The sequence below is a fragment of the Patulibacter brassicae genome (assembly GCF_033949425.1).
GTDB classification, from domain to species: domain Bacteria; phylum Actinomycetota; class Thermoleophilia; order Solirubrobacterales; family Solirubrobacteraceae; genus Patulibacter; species Patulibacter brassicae.
In genome coordinates, this window is record NZ_JAXAVX010000003.1 from 43,802 (window position 1) to 65,632 (window position 21,831).

At 76.3% G+C, this 21,831-nt stretch carries 17 protein-coding genes; 7 read left to right on the top strand and 10 right to left on the bottom strand.

Going from position 1 to position 21,831, the window contains the following annotated elements; all coding sequences use genetic code 11:
• Nucleotides 1–249 precede the first annotated feature (249 nt).
• Nucleotides 250–1,047 carry a SanA/YdcF family protein gene (locus SK069_RS07940; protein ID WP_319953670.1) on the top strand — a complete coding sequence of 266 codons (798 nt, stop codon included), beginning with the start codon at nucleotides 250–252 and terminating at the stop codon, nucleotides 1,045–1,047.
• 72 nt (nucleotides 1,048–1,119) lie between these two features.
• On the opposite strand, the gene SK069_RS07945 is transcribed toward SK069_RS07940, so the two are convergent.
• Nucleotides 1,120–2,184, bottom strand: a complete 1,065-nt coding sequence (locus SK069_RS07945) for a zinc-binding metallopeptidase family protein (RefSeq protein WP_319953671.1) — start codon at nucleotides 2,182–2,184, stop codon at nucleotides 1,120–1,122.
• 105 nt (nucleotides 2,185–2,289) lie between these two features.
• Between SK069_RS07945 and SK069_RS07950 the strand changes: the two genes are divergently transcribed.
• Nucleotides 2,290–3,105 (top strand): crotonase/enoyl-CoA hydratase family protein, encoded by an 816-nt coding sequence (locus SK069_RS07950; protein WP_319953672.1) that lies wholly within the window; start codon nucleotides 2,290–2,292, stop codon nucleotides 3,103–3,105.
• A gap of 66 nt (nucleotides 3,106–3,171) precedes the next feature.
• On the opposite strand, the gene SK069_RS07955 is transcribed toward SK069_RS07950, so the two are convergent.
• Together SK069_RS07955 and SK069_RS07960 are read right to left on the bottom strand one after the other, a co-directional pair.
• Complete coding sequence (locus SK069_RS07955; protein ID WP_319953673.1) at nucleotides 3,172–3,387, bottom strand: hypothetical protein; 216 nt, start codon at nucleotides 3,385–3,387, stop codon at nucleotides 3,172–3,174.
• A gap of 37 nt (nucleotides 3,388–3,424) precedes the next feature.
• On the bottom strand, nucleotides 3,425–5,335 hold the full coding sequence (locus SK069_RS07960; protein ID WP_319953674.1) for a hypothetical protein: 1,911 nt from the start codon (nucleotides 5,333–5,335) through the stop codon (nucleotides 3,425–3,427).
• A gap of 161 nt (nucleotides 5,336–5,496) precedes the next feature.
• On the opposite strand from SK069_RS07960, the gene SK069_RS07965 reads away from it, so the two are divergent.
• Nucleotides 5,497–6,222, top strand: a complete 726-nt coding sequence (locus tag SK069_RS07965; protein ID WP_319953675.1) for a TetR/AcrR family transcriptional regulator — start codon at nucleotides 5,497–5,499, stop codon at nucleotides 6,220–6,222.
• Nucleotides 6,223–6,282: 60 nt separating this feature from the next.
• On the opposite strand, the gene SK069_RS07970 is transcribed toward SK069_RS07965, so the two are convergent.
• The 3 genes from SK069_RS07970 to SK069_RS07980 form a co-directional block, all read right to left on the bottom strand.
• A complete protein-coding gene (locus tag SK069_RS07970) occupies nucleotides 6,283–7,986 on the bottom strand; it encodes a hypothetical protein (RefSeq protein WP_319953676.1) in 1,704 nt (567 codons plus the stop codon).
• Nucleotides 7,987–8,132: 146 nt separating this feature from the next.
• Nucleotides 8,133–9,203 (bottom strand): alpha/beta fold hydrolase, encoded by a 1,071-nt coding sequence (locus SK069_RS07975; protein ID WP_319953677.1) that lies wholly within the window; start codon nucleotides 9,201–9,203, stop codon nucleotides 8,133–8,135.
• Nucleotides 9,204–9,334: 131 nt separating this feature from the next.
• Complete coding sequence (locus SK069_RS07980; protein ID WP_319953678.1) at nucleotides 9,335–10,465, bottom strand: lysylphosphatidylglycerol synthase transmembrane domain-containing protein; 1,131 nt, start codon at nucleotides 10,463–10,465, stop codon at nucleotides 9,335–9,337.
• Nucleotides 10,466–10,873: 408 nt separating this feature from the next.
• Here SK069_RS07980 and cobN point away from each other — a divergent pair, with 408 nt between their 5' ends.
• The 3 genes from cobN to SK069_RS07995 all read left to right on the top strand — a co-directional run bounded on the left by cobN (nucleotide 10,874) and on the right by SK069_RS07995 (nucleotide 16,334).
• Nucleotides 10,874–15,058 carry a cobaltochelatase subunit CobN gene (gene cobN, locus SK069_RS07985; protein WP_319953679.1) on the top strand — a complete coding sequence of 1,395 codons (4,185 nt, stop codon included), beginning with the start codon at nucleotides 10,874–10,876 and terminating at the stop codon, nucleotides 15,056–15,058.
• The gene (locus SK069_RS07990; RefSeq protein ID WP_319953680.1) at nucleotides 15,055–15,288 is read left to right on the top strand and encodes a hypothetical protein; all 234 of its coding nucleotides are present in this window, start codon (nucleotides 15,055–15,057) and stop codon (nucleotides 15,286–15,288) included. Before cobN ends, SK069_RS07990 begins: the two co-directional genes overlap by 4 nt.
• A gap of 179 nt (nucleotides 15,289–15,467) precedes the next feature.
• Entirely contained in the window at nucleotides 15,468–16,334 is an 867-nt protein-coding gene (locus SK069_RS07995) for an alpha/beta fold hydrolase (protein WP_319953681.1), read from the top strand.
• A 14-nt stretch (nucleotides 16,335–16,348) separates the two neighbouring features.
• Here SK069_RS07995 and SK069_RS08000 read toward each other — a convergent pair whose 3' ends face one another.
• From SK069_RS08000 to ligD, 4 genes are all read right to left on the bottom strand, one after another.
• Nucleotides 16,349–16,615 carry a hypothetical protein gene (locus SK069_RS08000; RefSeq protein ID WP_319953682.1) on the bottom strand — a complete coding sequence of 89 codons (267 nt, stop codon included), beginning with the start codon at nucleotides 16,613–16,615 and terminating at the stop codon, nucleotides 16,349–16,351.
• Nucleotides 16,616–16,867: 252 nt separating this feature from the next.
• On the bottom strand, nucleotides 16,868–17,815 hold the full coding sequence (ku, locus tag SK069_RS08005) for a non-homologous end joining protein Ku (protein ID WP_319953683.1): 948 nt from the start codon (nucleotides 17,813–17,815) through the stop codon (nucleotides 16,868–16,870).
• Complete coding sequence (gene ku, locus SK069_RS08010; RefSeq protein ID WP_319953684.1) at nucleotides 17,815–18,660, bottom strand: non-homologous end joining protein Ku; 846 nt, start codon at nucleotides 18,658–18,660, stop codon at nucleotides 17,815–17,817. Before ku (SK069_RS08010) ends, ku (SK069_RS08005) begins: the two co-directional genes overlap by 1 nt.
• Nucleotide 18,661: 1 nt before the next feature.
• Nucleotides 18,662–21,241, bottom strand: a complete 2,580-nt coding sequence (ligD, locus tag SK069_RS08015; RefSeq protein ID WP_319953685.1) for a DNA ligase D — start codon at nucleotides 21,239–21,241, stop codon at nucleotides 18,662–18,664.
• A gap of 248 nt (nucleotides 21,242–21,489) precedes the next feature.
• On the opposite strand from ligD, the gene SK069_RS08020 reads away from it, so the two are divergent.
• On the top strand, nucleotides 21,490–21,807 hold the full coding sequence (locus SK069_RS08020; RefSeq protein ID WP_319953686.1) for a hypothetical protein: 318 nt from the start codon (nucleotides 21,490–21,492) through the stop codon (nucleotides 21,805–21,807).
• Nucleotides 21,808–21,831: the final 24 nt, after the last annotated feature.

Genomic DNA, 21,831 nt, shown 5'->3' on the forward strand with positions numbered 1-21,831 from the left:
ATCGCGCGCGCGCAGGTCGCGGGCGCGAACCTCGTCCCGGGCGGGATCCGGGCGACGGGTGCTGCGGGTGCGGGACGGGACGGACATCGGCCCACCGACGGTAGCCCGCCGGACGCGCCGAGGACCCCGGCCGGCGGCTCCTGCAACCGGTCCTGCACCCCCGTAGCGCCGTCGCGGAGGACGGCTGCGGACCTCCGACGAGCGGCTGCAGCGGTCGTCCCCCGGCGACGACGCCGCTACCGTGAGGACGTGCGCCGGCGACGACGTGTCCTCCGCTGGGCCGCGGGCGTCGTCGGGGCGGTGGCGCTCGTCGTCCTCGCCCTGAACGTCCTCGTGCTGCGCGAGGGCCGCGGCGGCGTGGACGACGTCGCCCGGATCGACCACGCCCCGGTGGCGATCGTCCTCGGCGCCGCGGTCCTGCCCGACGGGCGGATGAGCGCCATGCTCGCCGACCGCGTGCGGCAGGGCCTGGCGCTCTACCGCGTCGCGAAGGTCGACAAGCTCCTCGTCTCCGGCGACCACGGCGCCTGGCGCTACGACGAGACCGGGACGATGCGCCGCGCGCTCGTCCGCGCCGGCGTCCCGCCCCGGGACGTCTTCACCGACCACGCCGGCTTCGACACGCGGGCGACGATGGAGCGCGCCCGCCGCGTGTTCGGCGTCCGCCGCGCCGTCGTCGTCACCCAGGGCTTCCACATGAGCCGCGCGCTCTACCTCGCCCGCCGGGCCGGCATCGACGTCCAGGGCCTCACGAGCGACCTGCAGCCCTACCGCACCGGCGCCGGCAGCGCCCGCGAGGTCCTCGCCCGCGTGAAGGCGGTCTGGAGCGTCGTGACCGGTGCCCGCGTCCGCGGGGGGCCGCCCCACCCGATCACCGGCGACGGCCGCGGGAGTTGGGGCCCACCCACCCCACCCACCCCACCCTCCCCGGCGACCCCGTCCGCTGCGGCGACGCCGCCCGCCCCGTCCGCCTTGCCCGCCCCGCCCGCTGCGGCGACCCCGCTCGACCCGCCCGGCCCGGCGGACTCGCCCGGGGCGGCTCGCTGACCCCGCGACGACGGAGCGACGGAGCCACGCGCGAGGACCCGCTGCGCGGACGGACGGCCGGGTCTCCGGGTCTCAGCCCCCGGCGTGGACCGAGGACGCGAGGACGGCGCGATCGACGAAGACGAGCTTCTCCATCACCGCGGGGGCGAGCACGAAGGGGTAGAGGTCGGGGCTGCCCATGCTGCGGTTCAGGGCGTTGAGCGCGTAGGTCAGCGGCAGCCACTGCTCGAGCGCCTCGCCGAGCGCCCCGAGCCGGGGCGCGCGGATCGTGCCGGCGTCCAGCGGGACCGCCTCGTGGACGTCGAGCGGGCCCGCGACGCCGACCCGGAACGCCTCGGCGGTCTGCAGCGTGTCCCAAACGTGGAGGTAGTGCGCGAACGTCTCCGCCCAGTCCTCGGCGGGGTGCATCGTCGCGTACGCCGAGACGTGCCGCTCGGGCCAGTCGTCCGGGGCGCCGTCGCGGTAGTGGCGGTCCAGCGCCTCGCCGTAGTCCTCGCGCTCGTCGCCGAAGCGCTCGCGCGAGCCCTCCAGCAGCTCGGCGGGCCCGTCGCGCACGAGGACGTCCCAGAGGTGATGGCCGACCTCGTGGCGCAGGTGGCCGAGCACCGTCCGGTACGGCTCGCTGAGGCGCTCGCGCAGCGCCTCGCGGTGCGCGTCGTCCTCCTCGGCGAGGTCGAGGGTCACGAGACCGTCGGCGTGCCCGGTGACGACGTGCTCGTGCGCGCTGGAGAGGAGGTCGAACCGCAGGCCGTGCTCGCCCTCGCGGATCGGGATCCCGAGCTCGAGCAGCTGGAAGACGAGCCGGCGCTTGGCGGCCTCGACCCCCGCCCACTGCTCGACGCCCTCCGCGTCGTCGTCGGCGGGCCGCGTGCGGGTGAGGCGGCAGGAGCGGCAGAGCTCGCCGGCGCGCTCCACGAGCCAGTTGCACCCGACCTGCGCGAACCCGGCGCACCGCCGGTACCGCGGGTCGGGGTCCTCCGGGACGACGGCGACGAGCCCGCCGCCGGCGGGATCGGGTCGCATCCCGACGATCGATCGGCGGCCCGGCTCGAAGCCGAGCTCCGCTCCGCAGTGCAGGCACCGCACGGCCTCGAAGGGGACGAGCCGTCCGCAGACGGTGCAGGCGAACGCGCGCATCGGACCATCCTGATGTACCCCGACCGGCGGCTCGTGAACACGCCGGGGAGCGGCGCAGCGGCGGGCGCCCCTGCGCGCCGCCCGTCGAGGCGCGAGAATGCCCGCATGTCCGAGCAGCGGGTGACCATCGAGATCACCGATCACGTCGCCGACGTCCGCCTGAACCGCGGCGACAAGCACAACGGCCTCGACACGGCCATGTTCGAGGGCCTGCGCGACGCGGCCGCGCGGCTGCGCGAGGACCGCGACGTCTGGGCCGTCGTCCTGTCGGGCAACGGCCCGAGCTTCTGCGCCGGCCTCGACGTCCAGGACGCCGTGCAGAGCGGCGCGTTCTCCCAGGCCGACCAGCTCGCCGAGCGGCTCCCCGGCGAGCTCGTGAACCTCTTCCAGGCGGTGGCCTACGACTGGCGCCGCGTCCCCGCGCCCGTGATCTCGGCGATCCACGGCAACTGCTTCGGCGGCGGCCTGCAGATCGCCCTCGGCGCCGACATCCGCATCGCGTCGACCGACGCCCGGCTCTCCATCATGGAGATCAAGTGGGGGCTCATCCCCGACATGGGCCTCGCCGTGACGCTGCCGCCGCTCGTGCGGCAGGACGTCGCGAAGGAACTGACGTTCACCGGCCGGATCGTCTCGGGCCTCGAGGCCTTCGAGCTCGGCCTCGTGACGCGGGTCGCCGAGGACCCGCTGGCGACGGCGCTGAACCTCGCCGCCGAGATCGCCGGCAAGTCGCCCGACGCCACCCGCTTCGGCAAGCGCCTGCTCAACGAGGCGTGGCACGCCCCGGACGCCGACGCCCTGCTGCTGGAGTCGAAGCTCCAGAAGGCGCTGATCGGCTCGCCGAACCAGATCGCGACGGTCCAGGCGAACTTCACGAAGGAGCCGCCGGCCTTCCAGCCGCCGGTGCTCGAGGTCGACTGAGCGGCGCCCGGCCGGTGGCCCTCGCCACCGGCCCAGGCAGACCGCTGCTCGCCGGTCCCGTCCCGTTCAGCCGCGGTGCGGCGCGGGACCGCCGGGCGGCGCCACGCCGCCCGGTCCGCCGGCGTCCCGCTCGAGCTCGTCGTCCCAGTCGAAGTTCTCGTCCTCGTCGGACGGACCGTGCTTGCGCAGCCAGAGGACGACCGCGGCGACGACGAGGATCGGCGGCGCCGCGAACGCGAGCGCCAGCGCCCCGTTGAGGTGGTGCGCGAGGACGGTCGTCATCGCGACGACGATCCCGGTAAGGCCGTCGAGCGCCACGTCAGTCCCCCGTCGCCCCGCTCGCGGGCGGCCGCCGGTGCGTCACCCGCTCGAGGACCCCGCCGACGAGCTCGGCCAGCAGGCCCGGCCCGGTCGGTGCGGTGACCGCGCCGCGGGCCGCGGCCCGGCCGAGGCGCCCGGCCGCCAGGCCGGTGCCGACGAGCAGCAGCGCCACGATGCTCAGGACGGCGATGATCGCCGGGTTCCAGAGCCACGTCGGCACGTCGTCCTTGCGCTCGACCTGCAGCAGCTCGTGGTCGTAGACCATCGCCCGCGCCGCGTCCGGGCGGACCGGGACGCCCGCGAAGTCGATCGCGTCGTCGGCCGGCATGAAGATCGGCGCGGCGAGCATCGCGCGGCCGCGATGCACGCGGACGACCGACTTCCAGTTCCCCGTCAGGGGCACGCGCTCGCTCGTCGTCCACGAGCCGTCGGGCTGCCGCGTGAGCCGGTCCACGAAGCTCGCGCCGCCCTGCCAGCCCATCGCCTGGACCCAGTGGGCGTCCCGGGCGATCGACGGCGGGTCGAACGTCACCCGCACCCGTCCGGTCGGCTGCGTCGGCGTACCGCCCGGGCCCGCCGTCGGGCGGACGTCGCTGACCTGGATCCGCGCCGTCACGCCGCCGCCGGGGTTGCTGACGACGAGCGCGTTGACGCCGAGCGCCACCGCGAGCACGCCCGCCCCGCTGGCCAGGAGCACCGGCCGACGACCGGGCGCGGAGCGCCCGAGCAGGGCCTGGACGAACACGACGCTCACGACCGCGCCGGCGAGCGCGCCGAGGAGCGCGACCGGGACGCCCTCCGCCAGGAGCGACGGCGTCCACGGCAGCGGCATCGCGACGTGCGACCAGGCGTACTCGGCGGCGAAGCCGACGGTGCCGACGAGCGCGGCGGCGGCGACCGCGAAGCGCATCGGCCGGCGCGTGCCGAGCGCCAGCGCGGCGCCCTCGACGACGAGCGCCTCGACGACGAAGAGCGGCATCGACGGGTGCGTGAGGCCGAGCGGCTGCCCGACGATCCAGCTGAAGACCGCGAGCACCGGCACGTAGACGAGCGTCGCCGCGAGCGCTGCGCCGCGGCCGCCCCAGAGCCGGGCGAGCACGAGCGCCTGGGTCGCGGCGAAGGCGAGGATCAGCGGGTGCCACACCATCCGGTACTGCGGCACGCCGAGGTCGTACTCGGCCAGCAGCACGACCCAGCCGGCGAGCGTCACCGTGCCGAACGCGACCGGCAGCGGCCGCAGGACCACGCCGCGCGGGTGCTGCAGGTCGCGACCGGCGGTCCGCGCGCCCTCCACGAGCAGCAGCAGGGCGCCGATGACGCCGATGATCGCGCAGGCGATCATCTGCACGTGGGTCGGGCCCCAGATGGTCACGTCCTGCCCGAAGAGCCGGTGCCAGAGGTCGTCGAGCGGGAAGCCGAGGAACGCGAGCGACGAGGCGACGAGCATGAGCGCCGCGGCGAGCGGGACCGGCCAGAGGCCACGGACCCGCAGCGCGGTGCGGCTCGCGTCGCGGCGCGACGCGGGCGCCATGCCGACGGCCAGCAGGCCGGCCTGGAAGAGGCCGAGCAGCCCGACGAGGATCGGGTAGTGGGCGCCGGTGCCCAGCGGCCCCTCGTCCCGCCCCTGGTCCACGTGCAGCGAGACGTCCCAGGTCACGCCGAAGAGCGCGACGACCCCGAAGGCGATGCCGAGCACGGCGGGGACGCCGGCCCAGGCCGGGACGCCGAGGACCCGTTCGGCGGCGGCGCCGGCGGCGCGCAGTGGTCGGGCGTGGCTGGTGCGGTAGCGCGCGACGAGCAGCAGGACCGCGAGCGTGATGACGGTCGTCGAGACGGCGACGACGGCGATCTGCTCGAGCGGGGCGCCGCCGGCGGGCTTCGCCGTGGCCTGGGCGAGGAGCGTGGGCATCTGGGTCGGTTCCGGTGGATCGAACGGCGGGGCCGCTTCCTACGGCACCGTACCTACGGAAGCGTATACCCGACTTCCGGGGCCCGGTCACACGCCGGGCGGGGATCTCGGCGGCCCGCGCGCCCGCGCGCGGCAGCCGGTCGGCCTGTCAGAATCGCCGCGTGGCGCCCCGGCCCCGTCCTCCCGCTCGTCGTCGCCGGCCCGCGCCCCGCCTCCCGCCCGAGGAGCGCCGCGAGCAGCTGCTCGACACGACGCTCCTGCTCGTCACGAGCGAGCAGAGCTTCGACTCGGTCTCGATGGAGGCCGTGGCCCGCGCCGCGGGCGTGACGAAGCCCGTCGTCTACGACTTCTTCGCCAACCGCGCCGAGCTCCTGGCCGCCCTGCTGGAGCGCGAGGAGCAGCGGACCCTCGCCGAGCTCGCCGAGGCGATCCCGAGCCCGCCGTGGATGGACACCGACCCCGACGACGTGCTCGTGACGGCGCTCGAGACGTTCTTCCGCGCCGTCCAGGGCAACCCGAGCCGCTGGCTGCTCATCCTGCACCCGGCGGAGGGCGCCCCGCCGGAGATCCGCTCGAAGGTCGTCGAGATCCGCGAGGGCGTCGTCCAGCTCGGGCGCGAGCTGCTGACGATCGGGCTCGCGGTGCGCCGCAGCCCGGACGACATCGACGTCGACCTCCTCACCCGGCTCGTCATCGGCAACGCGGAGGAGGGCGCGCGGCTCATGCTCGTGCACCCCGACCGCTACAGCCCCGACCGGCTGCTGACCTTCACCCGCTGGCTCATGGCGCAGGTCCCGCGCGAGGCGCCCTACCCGACGAGCATGTCGAAGGCGATGGCGGAGATGGAATCCGCCGCCGCGGCGCCCGCCGACGATCGCGACGCCTGACCCGGCCCGGGCCGTCGGGCCGTCCGCCGGTCGGCGCTCCGCCGGACGACAGGGCCCGGCTCAGCGCGACGAGCGCAACGCCCGCCACGCCGCGTAGAGCGGCGTGCGCAGGGGCCGCAGGTCGGCCGGTGCCCCGCGCGCCCGGCCCAGGTCGCCGACGCCCGGCGCGTCGCGGCGCAGCAGGTACCCGGTGTTGTCGGCGCTCTCGTCCTGCCACGCCAGGAAGGTCGTGAAGAGCACGACGCCGGCCCCGAGCGGCCCGTCCCGCATCCGCTCGAAGCTCGCTCGCAGGCGGCGGACCTGCTCGTCGGCCGTCGGCGCGTCGCGGTTGCGCCGGCACCCGCCCTCGGTCAGGGCGAGGCCCGCGTCCTGCGCGCGACCGCTCGGCCACCCGCGCCACCCGCGCCACGCCCCGTCCTCGGTGGCGCCCCGCAGCAGTCGGACCACCCACGCCGCGCCGTTCGTCCGCTCGTCGGCTGGCGCGCCCGGCGCGCCCGGTGCGCCGGTCCGGTCCTGCTCGGTGTCCTTGTAGTGGTGGTGGGTCCAGACGAACCGCGGCTCGGCCGGCAGGCCGTCGCCGAGCTCCGCGACGAGGCGCCGGAGGAACCGGTCGTAGCCGAGCACGACCGCGGAGGCCTCGTCGGCGCGGTGCGCGTCGCTCGTCCCGGGTCCGCCGAGCAGCAGCGGGACCCGTGCCCCCGCGTTGACCGTCGCGCACAGCGCGACCGCGCTGCGCAGCATCTCGGCGGTCGTCGCCACGGCGTACGCGCGCCGCTCGTCCCCCGCTCGGGCGTCGGCCGGGTCCGCCACCGCCCGCCCGTCGCGGAGGGTGACGAACTGCGGCCAGCCCTCGAAGTTCGGCTCGTTCATGACCTCGAGCAGGTCGACGTGGGCGCCGAGGCGGTTCGGCGGCGCGTCGGGGAAGTGGACGGTGGCCCGGCGCGCCGGGTCGGGGTGGTAGCGACGGGCGAGGAACTCGATCCAGCGCGTCCAGGCGCCGCCGGGCCGCACGTGCCCCAGCCCGTCGTCGGCCGGGTCGCCGACGCTGCCCGGCAGCCGATGGACGGCCGGACGGCCGGGGTCCGGCTCGCCCGCCGAGCGCCAGCCGCGACGCAGGTCGTCCCAGACCGCGCCGGCGGCGGCCCGGCGCGACGGATGGAACCGCGCGACGTAGGCGACCCGCGGCTCGTCGTCCGCGGGCATCCGGAACGTCCCGTCGGCGTCGGGAGCCGCGCACCCGGTCACCCAGCCCGGGAAGCGGGCGGCGACGAGGACGATCCGCACGGGGCGCGGCGACGCCGTGTTCGCGGCGTGGATGTTCGCGTCCAGCGCCTCGAGGGTCCGCCCGTCGAAGCGGCCGGGCCCGGCGCCCATGATCTGGTCCCACGGGGCCCACAGCCGCACGACGTCCGTGCCGGTGTCGGCGAGCAGGCCCGGGGTGCCGCCCGCCCCGGTGAGCAGCCCCGGCGCCTGGAGGTTCGCCTCGATCTGGACGTTCGCCGGCCGGCCGCCCCGGACGAAGCGGCCTCGGGCCACGTCGAAGTCGCCGCCGCCCTGCGCGACGCCGAGGCCCACGAACGGCGCCAGCCCGATCGCCTTGCGCAGGTGGCCCGGCCGCAGGAGCGGGTCCGGCGCGCGACCGGGCTCCGGCGTCGCCGGCCCGTCGCCACCCGACCAGAGCGCCCGCCCGGCGATCGCGCCGCCGGCGAGCGCCACGCCGCCCGCGACGAGACCGCGGCGCGACACGCGGCGCCCGCCGCTCACGGGCGCACCGCGGGTCGGGGGCCGTCGAGGAGGAACCGCACCGCCCCAGTGTGACCGGCGCGGGCCCCGCCGGTGGGTCCGGACGCTCCGGCCAGGCGGCGCGGTCGCGGGCCACGAGCGCCCACCCCGCCTGACCGGCCGGGCCCTCAGCCCGCGGTGGCGGGCGCGGCGAGGGGCGTCGCCGCCGACGGGGCCGCGTCGCCGGCGGCGACGAGCCGGCGGATGAGGTCGGTCGTCACCTCGGGCGCCTCGAGCGGCGCCATGTGGCCGACGTCGTCGAGCAGGACGAGGTCCAGCAGCTGCGGCAGGTGCTCGGCCATCCGCTCCGTGTGGACCGGCGGCGTCAGCCGGTCGCGGCGGCCGCCGAGGACGATCGTCGGGACCTCGAGCGAGCGCAGGCCCTCGTGGAGCTCGACGCGGCTGATCGTCGAGCCGGTGTTCGCGCGGACGTCGCGGGGACAGCTGAGGACCATCCGATCGCAGAACGCGACGGTCGCGGGGCTCGCGGCGCCGCAGAGCGCGACGTAGCGCACGACGCGGGAGGAGATCGGCGTCGAGCGCTTCGGCAGCGGCGCCGCCGCGCCGAGGACGAGCTGGCCGAGCTCCTGCTCGATCCGGTCGCCGAGCCCGTGGGTCGGCAGGATCAGCGACGAGGAGATGAGGTCGCCCAGGCCGGTGCTCAGGAGCCCGACGGCGGCGACGCGCTCGCGGATCTCGGCGGCGTCGCGGTCGCCGGCCCATGCGGCGATCGTCATCGCCCCGAGCGAGTGCCCGACGAGGGTCGCCCGGCGACCCTCCGGCACCGTCGCCCGGAGCACGCGCTCGAGGTCGTCGGCGTAGGCGTCGATCGAGTAGTCGCCGCCGCTCGACGGCGCGCTGCCCCCGTGCCCGCGCAGGTCGTAGGCGACGATCCGCAGCTCGCCCGCGAGGGCCTGGAGCTGCAGCGTCCAGAACTCCAAAGCGCAGGTCCAGCCGTGGACGAGCACGACCGTCGGCGCGTCCTGCGGGCCGACCACCCGCACCCGCAGGCGCGTGCCGTCGCCGGCCGGGACGCCGAGCGTCTCGCCCCCGAGCTCGGCGAGGTCGCGGCGCAGCGCCGGCCGGATCGGATCGCGGCGGATGCGGTCGCGGTCGCGGCGGAAGGTCGCGTACCAGGCGCCGCCGGCGGTGGCGGCGGCCGCCGCGAGCAGCGGCCTGGGGAGGCGTGGGCGAGCCATGACGTGGTCCTCTCCCGCGGGCGCCGCCGACCGGCGTCCGCGCGTTCCGGGGGCGCCGCGGAACGCGGCGGAGACCCTTTCCTACGGAACAGTAGCGAACGGCTGCGCGGCCGCTCGATCGGCACCCGGGATCAGGAGCGCCCGGCCGCGGGCGATCGTCCCCCGCCGGGGTCGACGATCTCCGCGTGCTGCGACGCCTTGCCGATCGCCACGAGCGCGATCGCGCCCGGGAGCGCCGGCAGCCACGTGGAGATGAGCCGCTGCGTGAGGCTCGCCAGCAGCGCCACCGGCGAGGAGACGCCGAAGGCGATGAGCATGCCGAGGAGGCCGGCCTCGACGCCGAGGCCGCCCGGGATCGGCAGGAGGTTCGCCAGCTGGCCGAGCAGGTAGGCCATGAGGACGTCGAGCATGTTCGGCGACGCGCCGAACGCGTGGCAGGCGACCCAGAGCACGCCGGCGTCGGCGATCCACCAGAGGGCGGCGCCGACGACCGCCGGGTCGCGCTCCCGCACGAGCGTCACGACGCTGCGCACGCCGTCGTCGAGCGTCCCCGGGATCGCGGCGAGCGCCTCGGCCATCCGACCCTCCCGCTTGGCCGAGACCTTCGCGAGCCGCCGCAGGCCGCCGCGTCCGAGGACCGCCACGAGGAGGACCGCGGCGGCGATCCCGGCGGGCACGATCGTCAGCGAGGGGCTCGCGTGGCCGACGAGGAACAGCGCCAGGCCGGTGATGAGGATGAGCAGGACGAACCACGCGTAGACGAGGGCGAGCTGCGCCGCGACGGTGGCGCCGGCGGCGCGCGCGTCGAGGCCGTTGCGCCGCAGCGCGAACGCGGTCGCGGCGATGCCGCCCGCACCGGCCGTGGCCAGCAGGCGCGTCGCGGCGACGCCGGCGAGGGTGATCCGCCACGCGGTGATCCGCGGCAGCCGCAGCCCCGAGCGCTCGGCGGTCGCCGAGAGCACCGCGACGTAGCCGGCGAACGAGAGGACCTCGAGCAGGACGCCGGCGATGAGCCACTTCGGATCGCCCTGGCGGACCTTCTCCCAGGTGTCGCCGATCCAGGAGATGTGGGGCGCGAGGAGCCGGAAGGCGATGACGATCCCGAGCAGGATCGCCGTGCCGACGACGATGTGCTTCAGGACGGAGCGGCCGTGGAAGAGGCCCTCCTCCTCGGCGTCTTCCCCGTCGAGGGCGCCCACCGTGCCCGGCAGGGGCGTCGTGGCGGGCGCGTCGGGCTCCGCGACGGCGATCGCGTCGCTCACCGGGGTCGCCGCCGGCGCCGGGGCCTCCTCCGGCGCGCCGTCCTCGGCGACCGCTCCACCGCTCGGTGCCGGAGCGGGCTCCGCGTCGACCGGGGGCCGTGGCCCCCGTCCTGGTGGCCCGGTGGGCGAATCGGCGGCAGCCTCCGGCACCGAGGGCTCCACCTGCTCCTCGGGACCGGACGGGGTGTGCCGCCGCCGCTGCACCTGGCGCATCCTCGCAGGCCGACGCCGCGGCCGGGCAGCAACGTCCGTTTCGCGCCCTCGGGCGACGCGGGCGGGGCTCGCCGGCGGATGCGCGCAGGGGTCCCGCGCGCCCTCGCCGCTATCGTCCGGCGGGTCCGTTCCCGCGCGGAGGGGCCGATCCGGTCCCGGTCCCCGTCGCGCCCGTCCCCGCGAGGAGCCGCCCCGGTGATCCGCCTCATCACGACCGCCGACACCGAGATCCTCACGGTCGCGGGCGCCCGCCCGCTGCTGCCCGAGGACTTCCCGGCGGTCCGCTGCCTGAACCCCGCGACGGTCGATCCCGACGCGACGGCCGAGGCGGTGTCGCGGATCCTGGACGGGGCGCGGGTCGTGCTCGTGCGGCTGCTCGGCGGCCGGCGGGCGTGGGAGACCGGCTTCGACCGCCTCGAGGAGGCCTGCCGGCGCGACGGCGTCGCGCTCATCGCGCTCGGTGGCGAGGCGGAGCTCGACGCCGAGCTCGCCGACCGCTCGACGGTCGGCCCGGCCGTCGTCGCCCAGGCGCACGAGTACCTGCGCCACGGCGGGGTCGAGAACGTCGCGTCGCTCCTGCGGTTCCTCGGCGACACGCTGCTGCTGCGCGGCGACGACTTCGACCCGCCCCGGGCGCTGCAGGAGCTCTCGGCGTGGGATCCGGAGACCGGCGACGGGACCGTCGCCGACGTCCTGACCGCCGCCCGCTCCCGGGCCGGCACCCGCGTTCCCACGGGCGCGCCCGTGGCCGACGGCGTGCGGACCGCCGACGCGCTCGACGCCCGGCCGGTCGTCGGGATCGTCTTCTACCGCTCGCACCGCACCGCCGGGAACACCGGCTTCGTCGCCGCGCTCGCGGAGGCGGTCGAGGACCAGGGCGGCGTCGCGCTGCCGATCTGGTGCGCGTCGCTGCGTCCCGACGCCAGCGGCCGGATCGCGGCGCTCGACGCGCTGACCGGCGACGGCGGAGCGCCGGTGGTCGACGCGCTGCTGACGACCGTCCTGGCCTCCGGCGGCTCGAACGCCGGGGACGTCGTCGAGGCGGGCACCGACGGCGCCACCGACGCCTGGCAGGTCTGGGACGTCGCCCGGCTCGAGGAGCTCGGCGTGCCGGTGATCCAGGCTGCGGCGGCGACGCAGTCGCGGGCGCGCTGGGAGGCCTCGCCCGCCGGCCTCACCCCGCTCGACGTCGCGATGCAGGTCGCGATCCCCGAGTTCGACGGTCGCGTGCTCGGCGGGGTCGTCTCGTTCAAGGAGCGGGAGACCGTCGCGCTGGCCGGCGACGAGGAGCTGCCGGTCACCCGGTACGTCGCCGACCCGGATCGCGCGCGCCGCGTCGCCGGCCTCGCCGTGCGCCACGGCCGGCTGCGGCGCCTGGCCGAGGACCCGTCGGCCACGCGCCGCGTGGCGATCGTCCTCTCGAGCTCGCCGACGAAGCACTCGCGGATCGGCAACGCCGTCGGCCTCGACACGCCCGCCTCGGCGGTGCTGCTGCTGCGCGCCCTCGCCGCCCAGGGCCAGCGCGTCGACGCCACCGCGGTCCCCGAGCTGCAGGCGGCGCTCGACGCCGACGACGTCGACGCCGCGACCGCGACGGCCGCCGGCGAGGCGCTGATCCACGCGCTCGTCGCGCGCGGGGGCCACGACCCCGAGCTCCTCTCGGACGATCACCTGCGCGAGAGCCCCTACCGCCTCGGCGGCCCGGAGTACGCCGCGTGGTTCGCGACGCTGCCCGACGGCCTGCGCGCGCTCGTGGAGCGCGACCACGGCGCCGGCTGGGAGGACGGCCGCTGGACCACCGGCGGACGCGCCGCCGAGCGGCACGGCACCGACGCGCCGCTCTACGTCGACGGCGACGACGTGATCGTCGCCGGCATCGAGCTCGGCGACGTGTTCATCGCCATCCAGCCGCCGCGCGCCACGAGCGAGGAGGACGCCGCGGCGCTCTCCCACGACGCCGAGCGGGCCGCGCCGCACCACTACTTCGCGGTCTACCGCTGGCTCGAGGCGGTCTGGCGCGCCGACGCGCTCGTGCACCTCGGCAAGCACGGGACGCTCGAGTGGCTGCCGGGCAAGTCGATCGGCCTCTCCGCCGACTGCCACCCCGACGCGATCCTCGGCTCGCTGCCGCTCGTCTACCCCTTCGTCGTGAACGACCCGGGCGAGGGCGTGCAGTCCAAGCGCCGCGTCCACGCGACGATCGTCGACCACCTCGTGCCGCCGATGATGCGGGCCGAGACCTACGACGAGCTGCAGGAGCTCGAGCACCTGCTCGACGAGTACGTCCGGATCGAGGCGCTGGATCCCGAGAAGCTGCCGGCGCTCGCCCGGCGGATCTGGGAGGTCGTCGAGTCGGCCGCGCTCCAGCACGACCTCGGGCTGCACGACGAGGAGCTCGCGGCGTTCCGGGCGCAGGGCGCCGACGCGGACGCCGCCGAGATCCAGCACCGGCTCGAGCACCTCGTCTCCGACATCGACACGTACCTCTGCTCGATCAAGGACCTGCAGGTCCGCGACGGCCTGCACGTCCTGGGCCGCGCCCCCGACGAGGAGCAGCTGCGGGGTCTCGCGGTCGCGATCCTGCGCCTCGGCTCGGGCGACCTGCCGGGCCTGCGGACGGCCGTCGGCGCCGCGTTCGGGATCGACGAGGACGCGCTGCTGCGGGCCGGCGGCGCCCGGCTGCCGCGCGCATCGACCGTCGGCTCGGCCGACGGCGCCGCGTGCGGCCTCGACGCCGCGGTCGCCGACGCCCTCGGCGACGCGGCTGCTCCGCTCCCGTCGGCGGGCGATCCCGGGGTCGCGGCGCTCGTGGAGCGCTTCCCCGGTCCGGCCGCCACCGCCGGCGACCTCGTCGACCGGCTCGACGCCGCGCAGCGCGCGCTCGTCGACGCGCTCGGCGACGCCGGCTGGCCGACCGACGCCGGCGCCGCGCTGGCGATCGTCACCGAGGTCCTCGGGCGCAGCGACCACGCGGTCGAGCGCGTGCTGCGCCACGCCGCCGGCGAGGTCGTCCCGCGGATCCGCCGCTGCGGCGAGGAGCTCGAGCACGTGATCGGCGCCCTGTCGGGCCGGTACGTGCCGTCGGGTCCCTCGGGCTCGCCGACCCGCGGTCGCCTCGACGTCCTGCCGACGGGGCGCAACTTCTACGGCGTGGACCCCAAGGCGCTGCCGAGCGAGCTCTCCTGGGAGACCGGCCGCCGCCTGGCCGACGACCTCGTGCGCCGCCACGTGAAGGAGGAGGGCCGCGCGCCCGAGCAGGTCGGGATCGTCGTCTGGGGCACCGCGAACATGCGGACCCACGGCGACGACGTCGCGGAGATCTTCGCGCTGCTCGGCGTCGAGCCGGTCTGGCATCCCGAGACGCGCCGCGTGCGCGATCTGCGGGTCGTCCCGCTCGAGGAGCTCGGCCGCCCCCGGGTCGACGTGACCGTCCGGATCAGCGGCTTCTTCCGCGACGCGTTCCCCGGGCTCATCGACCTCGTCGACGATGCCGTCGCGCTCGTCGCCGCGCTCGACGAGCCGGACGAGCAGAACTTCGTCGCCAAGCACGTGCGCGAGGACGAGGCGCGGCTGCTGGAGGAGCTCCTCGCGCAGCCGGCCGACGGGGCGCCGGGCTCCTCCGCCGCCGAGCGCGCGAAGCGCCGGGCGACGACGCGGATCTTCGGCTCGAAGCCCGGGACCTACGGCGCGGGGCTGCTGGAGCTCGTCGACAGCCGGGGCTGGCACGACCGCAGCGATCTGGCCGCCGTCTACGAGGCGTGGGGCGGCTACGCCTACGGGCGCGGCCTCGGCGGGGTCGAGGCCCGCGGGTCGATGCGCGAGCAGTTCGGCCGGATCGAGGTCGCCGTGAAGAACCTCGACACCCGCGAGCACGACATCTTCGACTCCGACGGGTACTTCCAGTACCACGGCGGGATGGTCGCGATGGTCGAGGCGGTGACCGGGAAGGAGCCCAAGGCGTGGTTCGGCGACAGCGCCGACCCGACGACCGTGGAGACGCGGACGCTCGCCGAGGAGGCCCGCCGCGTGGTCCGCTCGCGCGTGCTGAACCCGCGCTGGGTGGCGGGCATGATCCGTCACGGCTACAAGGGGGCGATGGAGCTCTCGGTCACCGTCGACTACCTCTTCGGCTACGACGCCACGGCCGGCGTCGTCGAGGACTGGATGTACGAGCAGGTGACCGACCGCTACGTCGGCGACCCGGACGTCCACGCGTTCCTCACGCGATCGTCGCCGTGGGCGCTGCGCCAGATCGCCGAGCGGCTGCTGGAGGCCGCCGACCGCGGGCTCTGGGAGGCCCCCGACGACGCGCGCCTGGAGCAGCTGCGCGACGCGCTGCTGGAGGTCGAGGGCGAGGTCGAGGAGGCGGGGCGCGCATGAGCGATCCGACGCCCGACCCGAGCCGGCCGCGTCGGCTGGTGCTCGTCCGCGACGCCCTGATCGCCTTCGTCGTCGTGACGCTCGTCTGGCGGTTCCTCATCTCGGGGAACTGGACCGCCGCGGTCCTCTGCGGCGTCGTGCTGGCGACCGTCCTCACCGTCACCTCGCTCTCGCGGGACCGCGACGCCGCCGCCGGCGGACAGGCCGGCGACGACGGCGGGACCGGCTGAGCCACGGGCCGGGCCGTCGCGGGACCCGACGCCCGCCGGGGCGGCCCGGCCAGCGCTGGCGACGGCGAGCTTCGCCCCGTCACCCTCCGCGGGACCCTGGGGGAGGACGGCTCGGCACCCTTCACGATGACCCCGAGCGGTCGACCGACCGCCGAGGCCGTGGCCTATGGTGCCGCGCGATGGTCGCCACCCACGCCCTGGGCGCCCCGCGCGCGCTGCAGCTCCCCGACGGACGCCGGCTGCGCCACCGGGTCTCCGGGCCCGCCGATGCATCGGCGACGGTCGTCCTGGACGCCGGACTCGGCATGTCGAGCGCGACCTGGGGCTGCGTGGTGCCGCTGCTGGGCGACCGGGTCCGGACCGTCGCCTACGACCGCGCGGGCTTCGGCGGCAGCGATCCCGATCCCCGGATGCGCACGCTCGAGCACCTCGCCGACGACCTGCTGGCGCTCCTGGACGCGCTGGGCGACGGGCCGTTCGTGCTCGTCGGCCACAGCTGGGCCGGGCCGATCGTCCGCACGGCCGCCGCGCGGACCGACCCGCGGCGGTTGCGCGGCCTCCTGCTGCTGGATCCGACCGACGAGCGGTGCGACCTCTTCCTCTCGGAGAAGATGGCGAAGCGCTCGGCCGCCGCCGCGCGCTGGCTGCCCGGTCTCGCCCGCACGGGGCTCTATCGCCTCGCCGGGCGGCTCGGCCCGGGGCGCGCGCTGCCCCCCGAGGCGCGGGCCGCCCACCGGCGCGACGACTTCTCGCCGGCCGCCGCGCGCGCGCTGGCCGCGGAGCTCCAGGGCTTCGTGACCGAGATCCACCGCCTGCGGGCCGATCCGCCGGCGATCGGGGACCTGCCCTTGACGATCGTGTCGGGCCAGGCGCCCGGGCGGGGCGAGGGCCGCGACCGGCCCGCCGTCGTGGCCGCGCACCGGGCGTCGGCCGCGGCCGCCCCGCGCGGGCGCTTCGTGCCGGCGGAGCGCTCCTCGCACCACGCGCTGCTCGACGACCCGCAGCTCGTCGCCGACGAGATCCTGCGCCTCGCCCTCCCGGCCTAGCCGGGACCCCGGGCTCAGCGCTCCATCGCCACGCCGGCGTCGTCGCCGCCGACCGGGCGCGCGCCCAGCTGCAGCTCCATGAGGACGTCGAGGACGGCGTCCGGACGGCGCCCGCCGTCGATCGTCAGGCGGACGTGGCCGGTGGCGTCCTGGGCGCGGCCGGGGCCGACCACGAGGTGGCAGCTCGGGCAGCGCAGTGGACGCGTCGGGTACGGGCGGGGGGCCTCCAGCAGCAGCAGGCGCTGGCAGTGGGGGCAGTAGGCGTCGTCGTGGTGGGACATCCGGGTGCCGGGGTGCGGGACGCGACCCGGCGGGGCCGGGGTGCGTGAGCGGTCGGGGTGTCGGGCGGGGCGCCGCCCGGCCGGCGGGCGGCCGAGCGGCGGCTCCGACGGACGATCACGCTGGCGCGATGGGGGTCGCGCGGGACCCGGTACCGCGGCCCTGGGGCGAACCTACCCCCTCGGGTGCGTACGGGGCAAGCAGGCGGGCGAAGAACGGCGGCGTTCGTGGATCCGCCCCTCCGGCGGCGTTCGTCAGGACGTGCCGGACCGCGCCTTCGCGCCCTTGCCGGCGCCCGTCTTCGCGCCGGCCTCGTCGCTCGCGCTCCCGCCGTCATCGGCGCCACGACCGGGCGTGCCGACCGGGCCCTTCGGCGAGCCCGCCCGGCTGCCGGGGCGCTTGCGGTCGCGGGCGCGCTGCAGGCTCTCCTCGAGCGCGGCGAGCAGGTCCTTCGACGCCCGCTGGGGCTCCGGCTCGGGCTCCGGCTCGGGGATCGTCACCTCGCCGCGCTCCTGCTTCTCGGCGATCAGCGCGAGCAGCCGCTCGCGGTGGTGGTCCTCGTAGGACTCCGGCTCCCAGTCGGCGGTCATCTCCTCGACGAGCGCGACGGCGTCGGCGACCTCCTGCTCGGTCGGCGGGTCGTCCTCCAGCGACGGGACCGCGCCGGTGTCCTGGGGATCGCGGATCTCGTCGGCGAAGCGCATCGTCGTCAGCGAGAGCAGCCCCTCCTGGACCCGCAGCGCCACGAGCTGCTCCTTCGCGCGCATGACGATCCGCCCGACGGCGACCTGGCCGGCCTTCTCCATGACGTCGCGCAGGAGGCGGTAGGCGCGCGCCGGGCCCTCGCCCTCGCCCCGCGGCAGCACCCAGTAGGGCTGCTGGAAGAAGATCGGGTCGATCTCCTCGAGGTCGACGAAGAGGTCGATGTCGACCGTGCGGGTCTTCTCCGGCTGCGCGGCCTGGAAGTCGTCCTCCGTCAGCACGACGAGGTCGCCGTCGTCGGTCTCCCAGCCCCGCGCGAGCTCGTCCCAGGCGACCTCCTCGTCGGTCCCGGCGGCGACGCGGTGGACCTCGATCCGCTCGCCCGTGTCCTTGTGGACCTGGTGGAAGTGGACGTCGCGGTCGCGGGTGGCGCTGAAGAGCACCACCGGGACGTTCACGAGGCCGAAGCTCAGCGAGCCGACCCACATCGGACGGGGCATCAGCCCTTCCCCTTCGCCTTCGACTTCGACTTCGCCTTCGCCTTCGAGCCGGAGCCCTTCTCCGCCCGGCCCGCGCCCTCGCCGTCACCGGCGAGCGAGGCCTCGAGCGCGGCGAGCAGGTCGTCGTCGCCCTCGTCCTCGCGCTCGGGCAGCTGCGGCGTCTCGCCGCGGCGCTTGGCCTCGATCATCTCCATCACGGCCTCGCGGTACGTGTCGCGGTGCTCGTCCGGGTCCCACTCGTCGGCGAGCATCGCCACGAGCTTGCCCGCCATCCGGACCTCGCGCGCCGACGGGTCCTTCTTCGGCGTCGTGAGCTCCATCTCGTCGGCCGGCACGAGCTCGTCGTGGAAGCGCATCGTCTGCAGGCCGAGCGCGCCGTGCAGCGGCCGCAGCGCGACGAGCTGCTCGCGCGAGCGCAGGACGAAGCGCCCGATCCCGACCCGCCCGCTCTGCTCCAGCGCGGCGAGCAGCACCCGGTAGGCGTGGGCCCCGCCGTCGCGGGCGCCCAGGTGGTACGGCTTGTCGTAGAAGACCGGATCGATCTCCTCGCCCTCCACGAAGTGCTCGATCTCGATGACCTTCGGCCGGGGGCCGTCGGCCGCGGAGAGCTCCTCCTTCGTCAGGACGATCTGGCCCGTGCCGGTGTCGTAGGCCTTCTCGAGGTCCTTGAACGCGAGCTCCTCGCCGCTCTCGACCCCGATCCGCTTGTGCTGGATCCGCGCGCCGTCGCTCGCGCGCACCTCGCGGAAGGCGAGCCCGCGGCTCTCCGTGGCGGAGAAGAGCTTCACCGGGATCGCGACGGTGCCGAACGTCAGCGTGCCGTTCCAGATCGAGCGCGCGGCCATCTCAGCCTGTTCCCCCAAGCTCGGGAACGTCCTGCTCGAGCGTCGTCAGCGGCGCGAGGAGGTCGCCGTGCGCGGCGACCCGCAGGAGCAGGTCGGTGAAGGTGAAGACGAGCGCGTCCGGATCGCCGTCCTGCGCGCAGCCGGCGACCTCCTCCCAGGTGACCGGCGTCGAGGCCGTCGGGCGCGGGCGGGCCCGCAGCGCGTACGCCCCGACCGTCGTCTTGTGCTCGTCGTTCTGGCTCCAGTCGATGAGCACCTTGCCCGGGCGCAGCTTCTTCGTCATCCGGGAGACGACGAGGTCCGGGTGGCGCTCCTCGAGCAGCCGGGCGATCGCGTGGGCGAGCGGCTTCGTCCGCTCGTACGTCGTGGCGCGGCCGCTCGGATCCAGCGGGGCGTAGAGCTGGAGGCCCTTCGAGCCCGAGGTCTTGGCGAAGCTCCGCAGCCCGAGCTCGTCGAGCAGCTCGCGCAGCAGCAGGGCGACCTCGCAGCACTCCACGATCGTCGCCGGCGCGCCGGGGTCGAGGTCGAAGACGAGCGCCGTGGGACCGGTGACGCCGGTGGCGTCCTCCGCGCCCTCCAGGACGCCGGCCGGATCGGCCCGCGAGAGCGACGGGTGCAGCTCGATCGCCGCGAGGTTCGCCGTCCACACGAGCGTCGGCAGGTCGTCGACGACGACGAAGTCGTTCGGCTCGGGCTTGCGCGACGTCGGGACCGGCGTCGTGCGCACCCAGTCGGGACGGTGGCTCGGCGCGTGCTTGTTGAAGAACGCCTTGCCCTCGACGCCGTCGGGGTAGCGCTTCATGGTCGTCGGGCGGTCGCGCAGGTGCGGCAGGACGAACGGCGCGATCCGCGCGTAGTAGTCGATGACCGCGCCTTTCGTCAGGCCGGCCTCGGGGTAGAGGACCTTGTGGAGGTTCGTGAGCTTCAGCGTCCGGCCCTCGACCTCGACCTGGGCATCGCCCTGCGCGGGCAGCTCGAGCGGCGAGGGCGGCAGGGCGTCGAGCGCGGACGCCGCGTCGGGGTGGTCGTCGTCGGTCGCGGCGTCCTGCACGGGGTCCTCCCCCTCGTCGGATGGCGGCTCGGCGACGACGGCGGCGCCGCCCGCGGCGACCTCGGCCGGCGTCGGCTCGCGGACGACCGCCGCCGCCGGCACGTCGTCGCGCAGCCCGAGGAACGACGAGTGGCGGATCGAGCCGTCCGGCGTCCACTCGGCGAAGCGGACCTCGGCGACGAGGTCCGGAACGACGAACCGCGTGCCCTTCGGCGGCTGGCGGCCCGCGAACGGCGAGGCGTCCGCCTCGCGCTCGCGCAGCGCGCGCAGGACGCGCCCGAGCGCGGCCTCGTCGAACCCCGTGCCGACGGCGCCGCAGTAGCGCAGCGCGCCCTCGGCGTCGTGGACGCCGAGCTGCAGCGCCCCGAAGGTCGTGGCCCGCCCGCCGCCGCCCGGGGTCCAGCCGCCGACGACGAGCTCCTGCCGCAGGACGTGCTTGATCTTGCGCCAGCGGCCGTCGCGCCCCGCGCGGTACGGGCTGTCGAGGCGCTTGGCCACGACGCCCTCCAGCCCCTGCGCGGCGGTCGCCTCCAGCAGCGCGCGGCCCTCGCCGGGATGGCTCGGCGAGACGCGCCAGTGGTCCCCCTCGAGCCCGAGCGCCGCGAGCTGCTCGCGGCGCTCGGCGTAGGGCAGGTCCACGAGCGGGTGCCCGTCGAGCCAGAGCAGGTCGAAGAGCAGGAGGACGATCTCGGCGCGCGAGCCGGTCCGCCGGCGGACCGCCCGCAGGTCGAGCTGCTGGCCGTGCTGGGCCATCCGCGGCTGCAGCGCCGCGAAGCTCGGCCGCCCGTCCTCGTCGAAGGCGACGACCTCGCCGTCGAGGATCGCCTCGTGGTGCGAGAGCGCCGCGTTGATCCCCCGCAGCTCGGGGTAGGCCCCGGTGACCTCGCGCCCGGTCCGGGTCTCGACCCGCAGGCGGCCGGGACGACTGTGGACGAGGGCGCGGAGGCCGTCCCACTTGACCTCGAACGCCCACCGCTCCTCGTCGCGCGGCAGCGGCCCGGTGCGGGCGAGCATCGGCGCGAGGCGCTCGGGCATCGGCTCGGCGTCGGGATCCTCCGGCGGGTCCATCCGGTGCACGAGCCAGTCCTTGGCGTCCTTGCCGGCCTGGAAGAGCACGTAGCGCCCGCGCAGGCGCTCGCCGTGGAAGACGACGATCACCTCGTCGTCGCGCCACTTCTCCGTCTCGTAGGTCCCGGCGTCCCAGATCGACATCTCGCCGGCGCCGTAGCTGCCGGCCGGGATCGTCCCGTGGAAGTCGACGTACTCCAGCGGGTGGTCCTCGGTGTGGACGGCCTTGCGGTTCTGCTGCGGGTCGTGCGGCAGGCCGTTGGGCACCGCCCAGGAGGCGAGCACGCCGTCGCGCTCGAGCCGCAGGTCCCAGTGCAGGCGCCGCGCGTGGTGCTCGTGGACCACGAACCGCGGGAGCGCGGCGAGGGCGCCGGTGGGAGCGCCCCCGTCGGGATCGCCCGACGGCTCCGGGGTGGCGCCGAAGTCGCGCTTGCGTCGGTAGTCGTCGAGGGAGGCGCTCATCGCGGGCACCGGTCGTCCGGGCGTCCCTGCCTTGTACCCCCGCGCTCGTCCGCGGGCACGGCCTGAACGCGCGCGCCCGCCGGGGCGGCGGTGCCGCCGGTCGGGTGCGGGGGCGGGACCATCGCCGGCTGAGACGCCCCGGGCACGCCGAACTCATCGCCGGGAGCGTCGCCTGCACCGGTGGCGCGCGGTTCGCAGCGCCCACCGCTGGGTAGTCGAGGGGCACGTCCACGACCCCAGGAGGGCCGATGAGCTCGACCGCTTCCCCCACCGACGGCGCGCGCTGGACCTCGCGCTACGGCATCCCGCTCGCGGCGCTGGTGCTCGCCGTCGTCGCCCTCGTCATCGGGCAGGAGATCATCGCGATGGTGCTCGCCGGCGTCGCCGTCGTGGCGATCGTCGCCGATCGCCTGATCCGCCTCGGCGGCAGCAGCCAGATCGATCGCGACGAGGAGCGCTCCGCCCGCGAGACCCTGCGGGAGGAGGGCCACTGGCCCGGCGAGCCCCCGCCCTCGGGTGCCGGCACGCCGCCCGACGTGACCCAGCCCACGCCGCACCGCGACTGACCCCGGCCGGGCGCGCCCCGACGG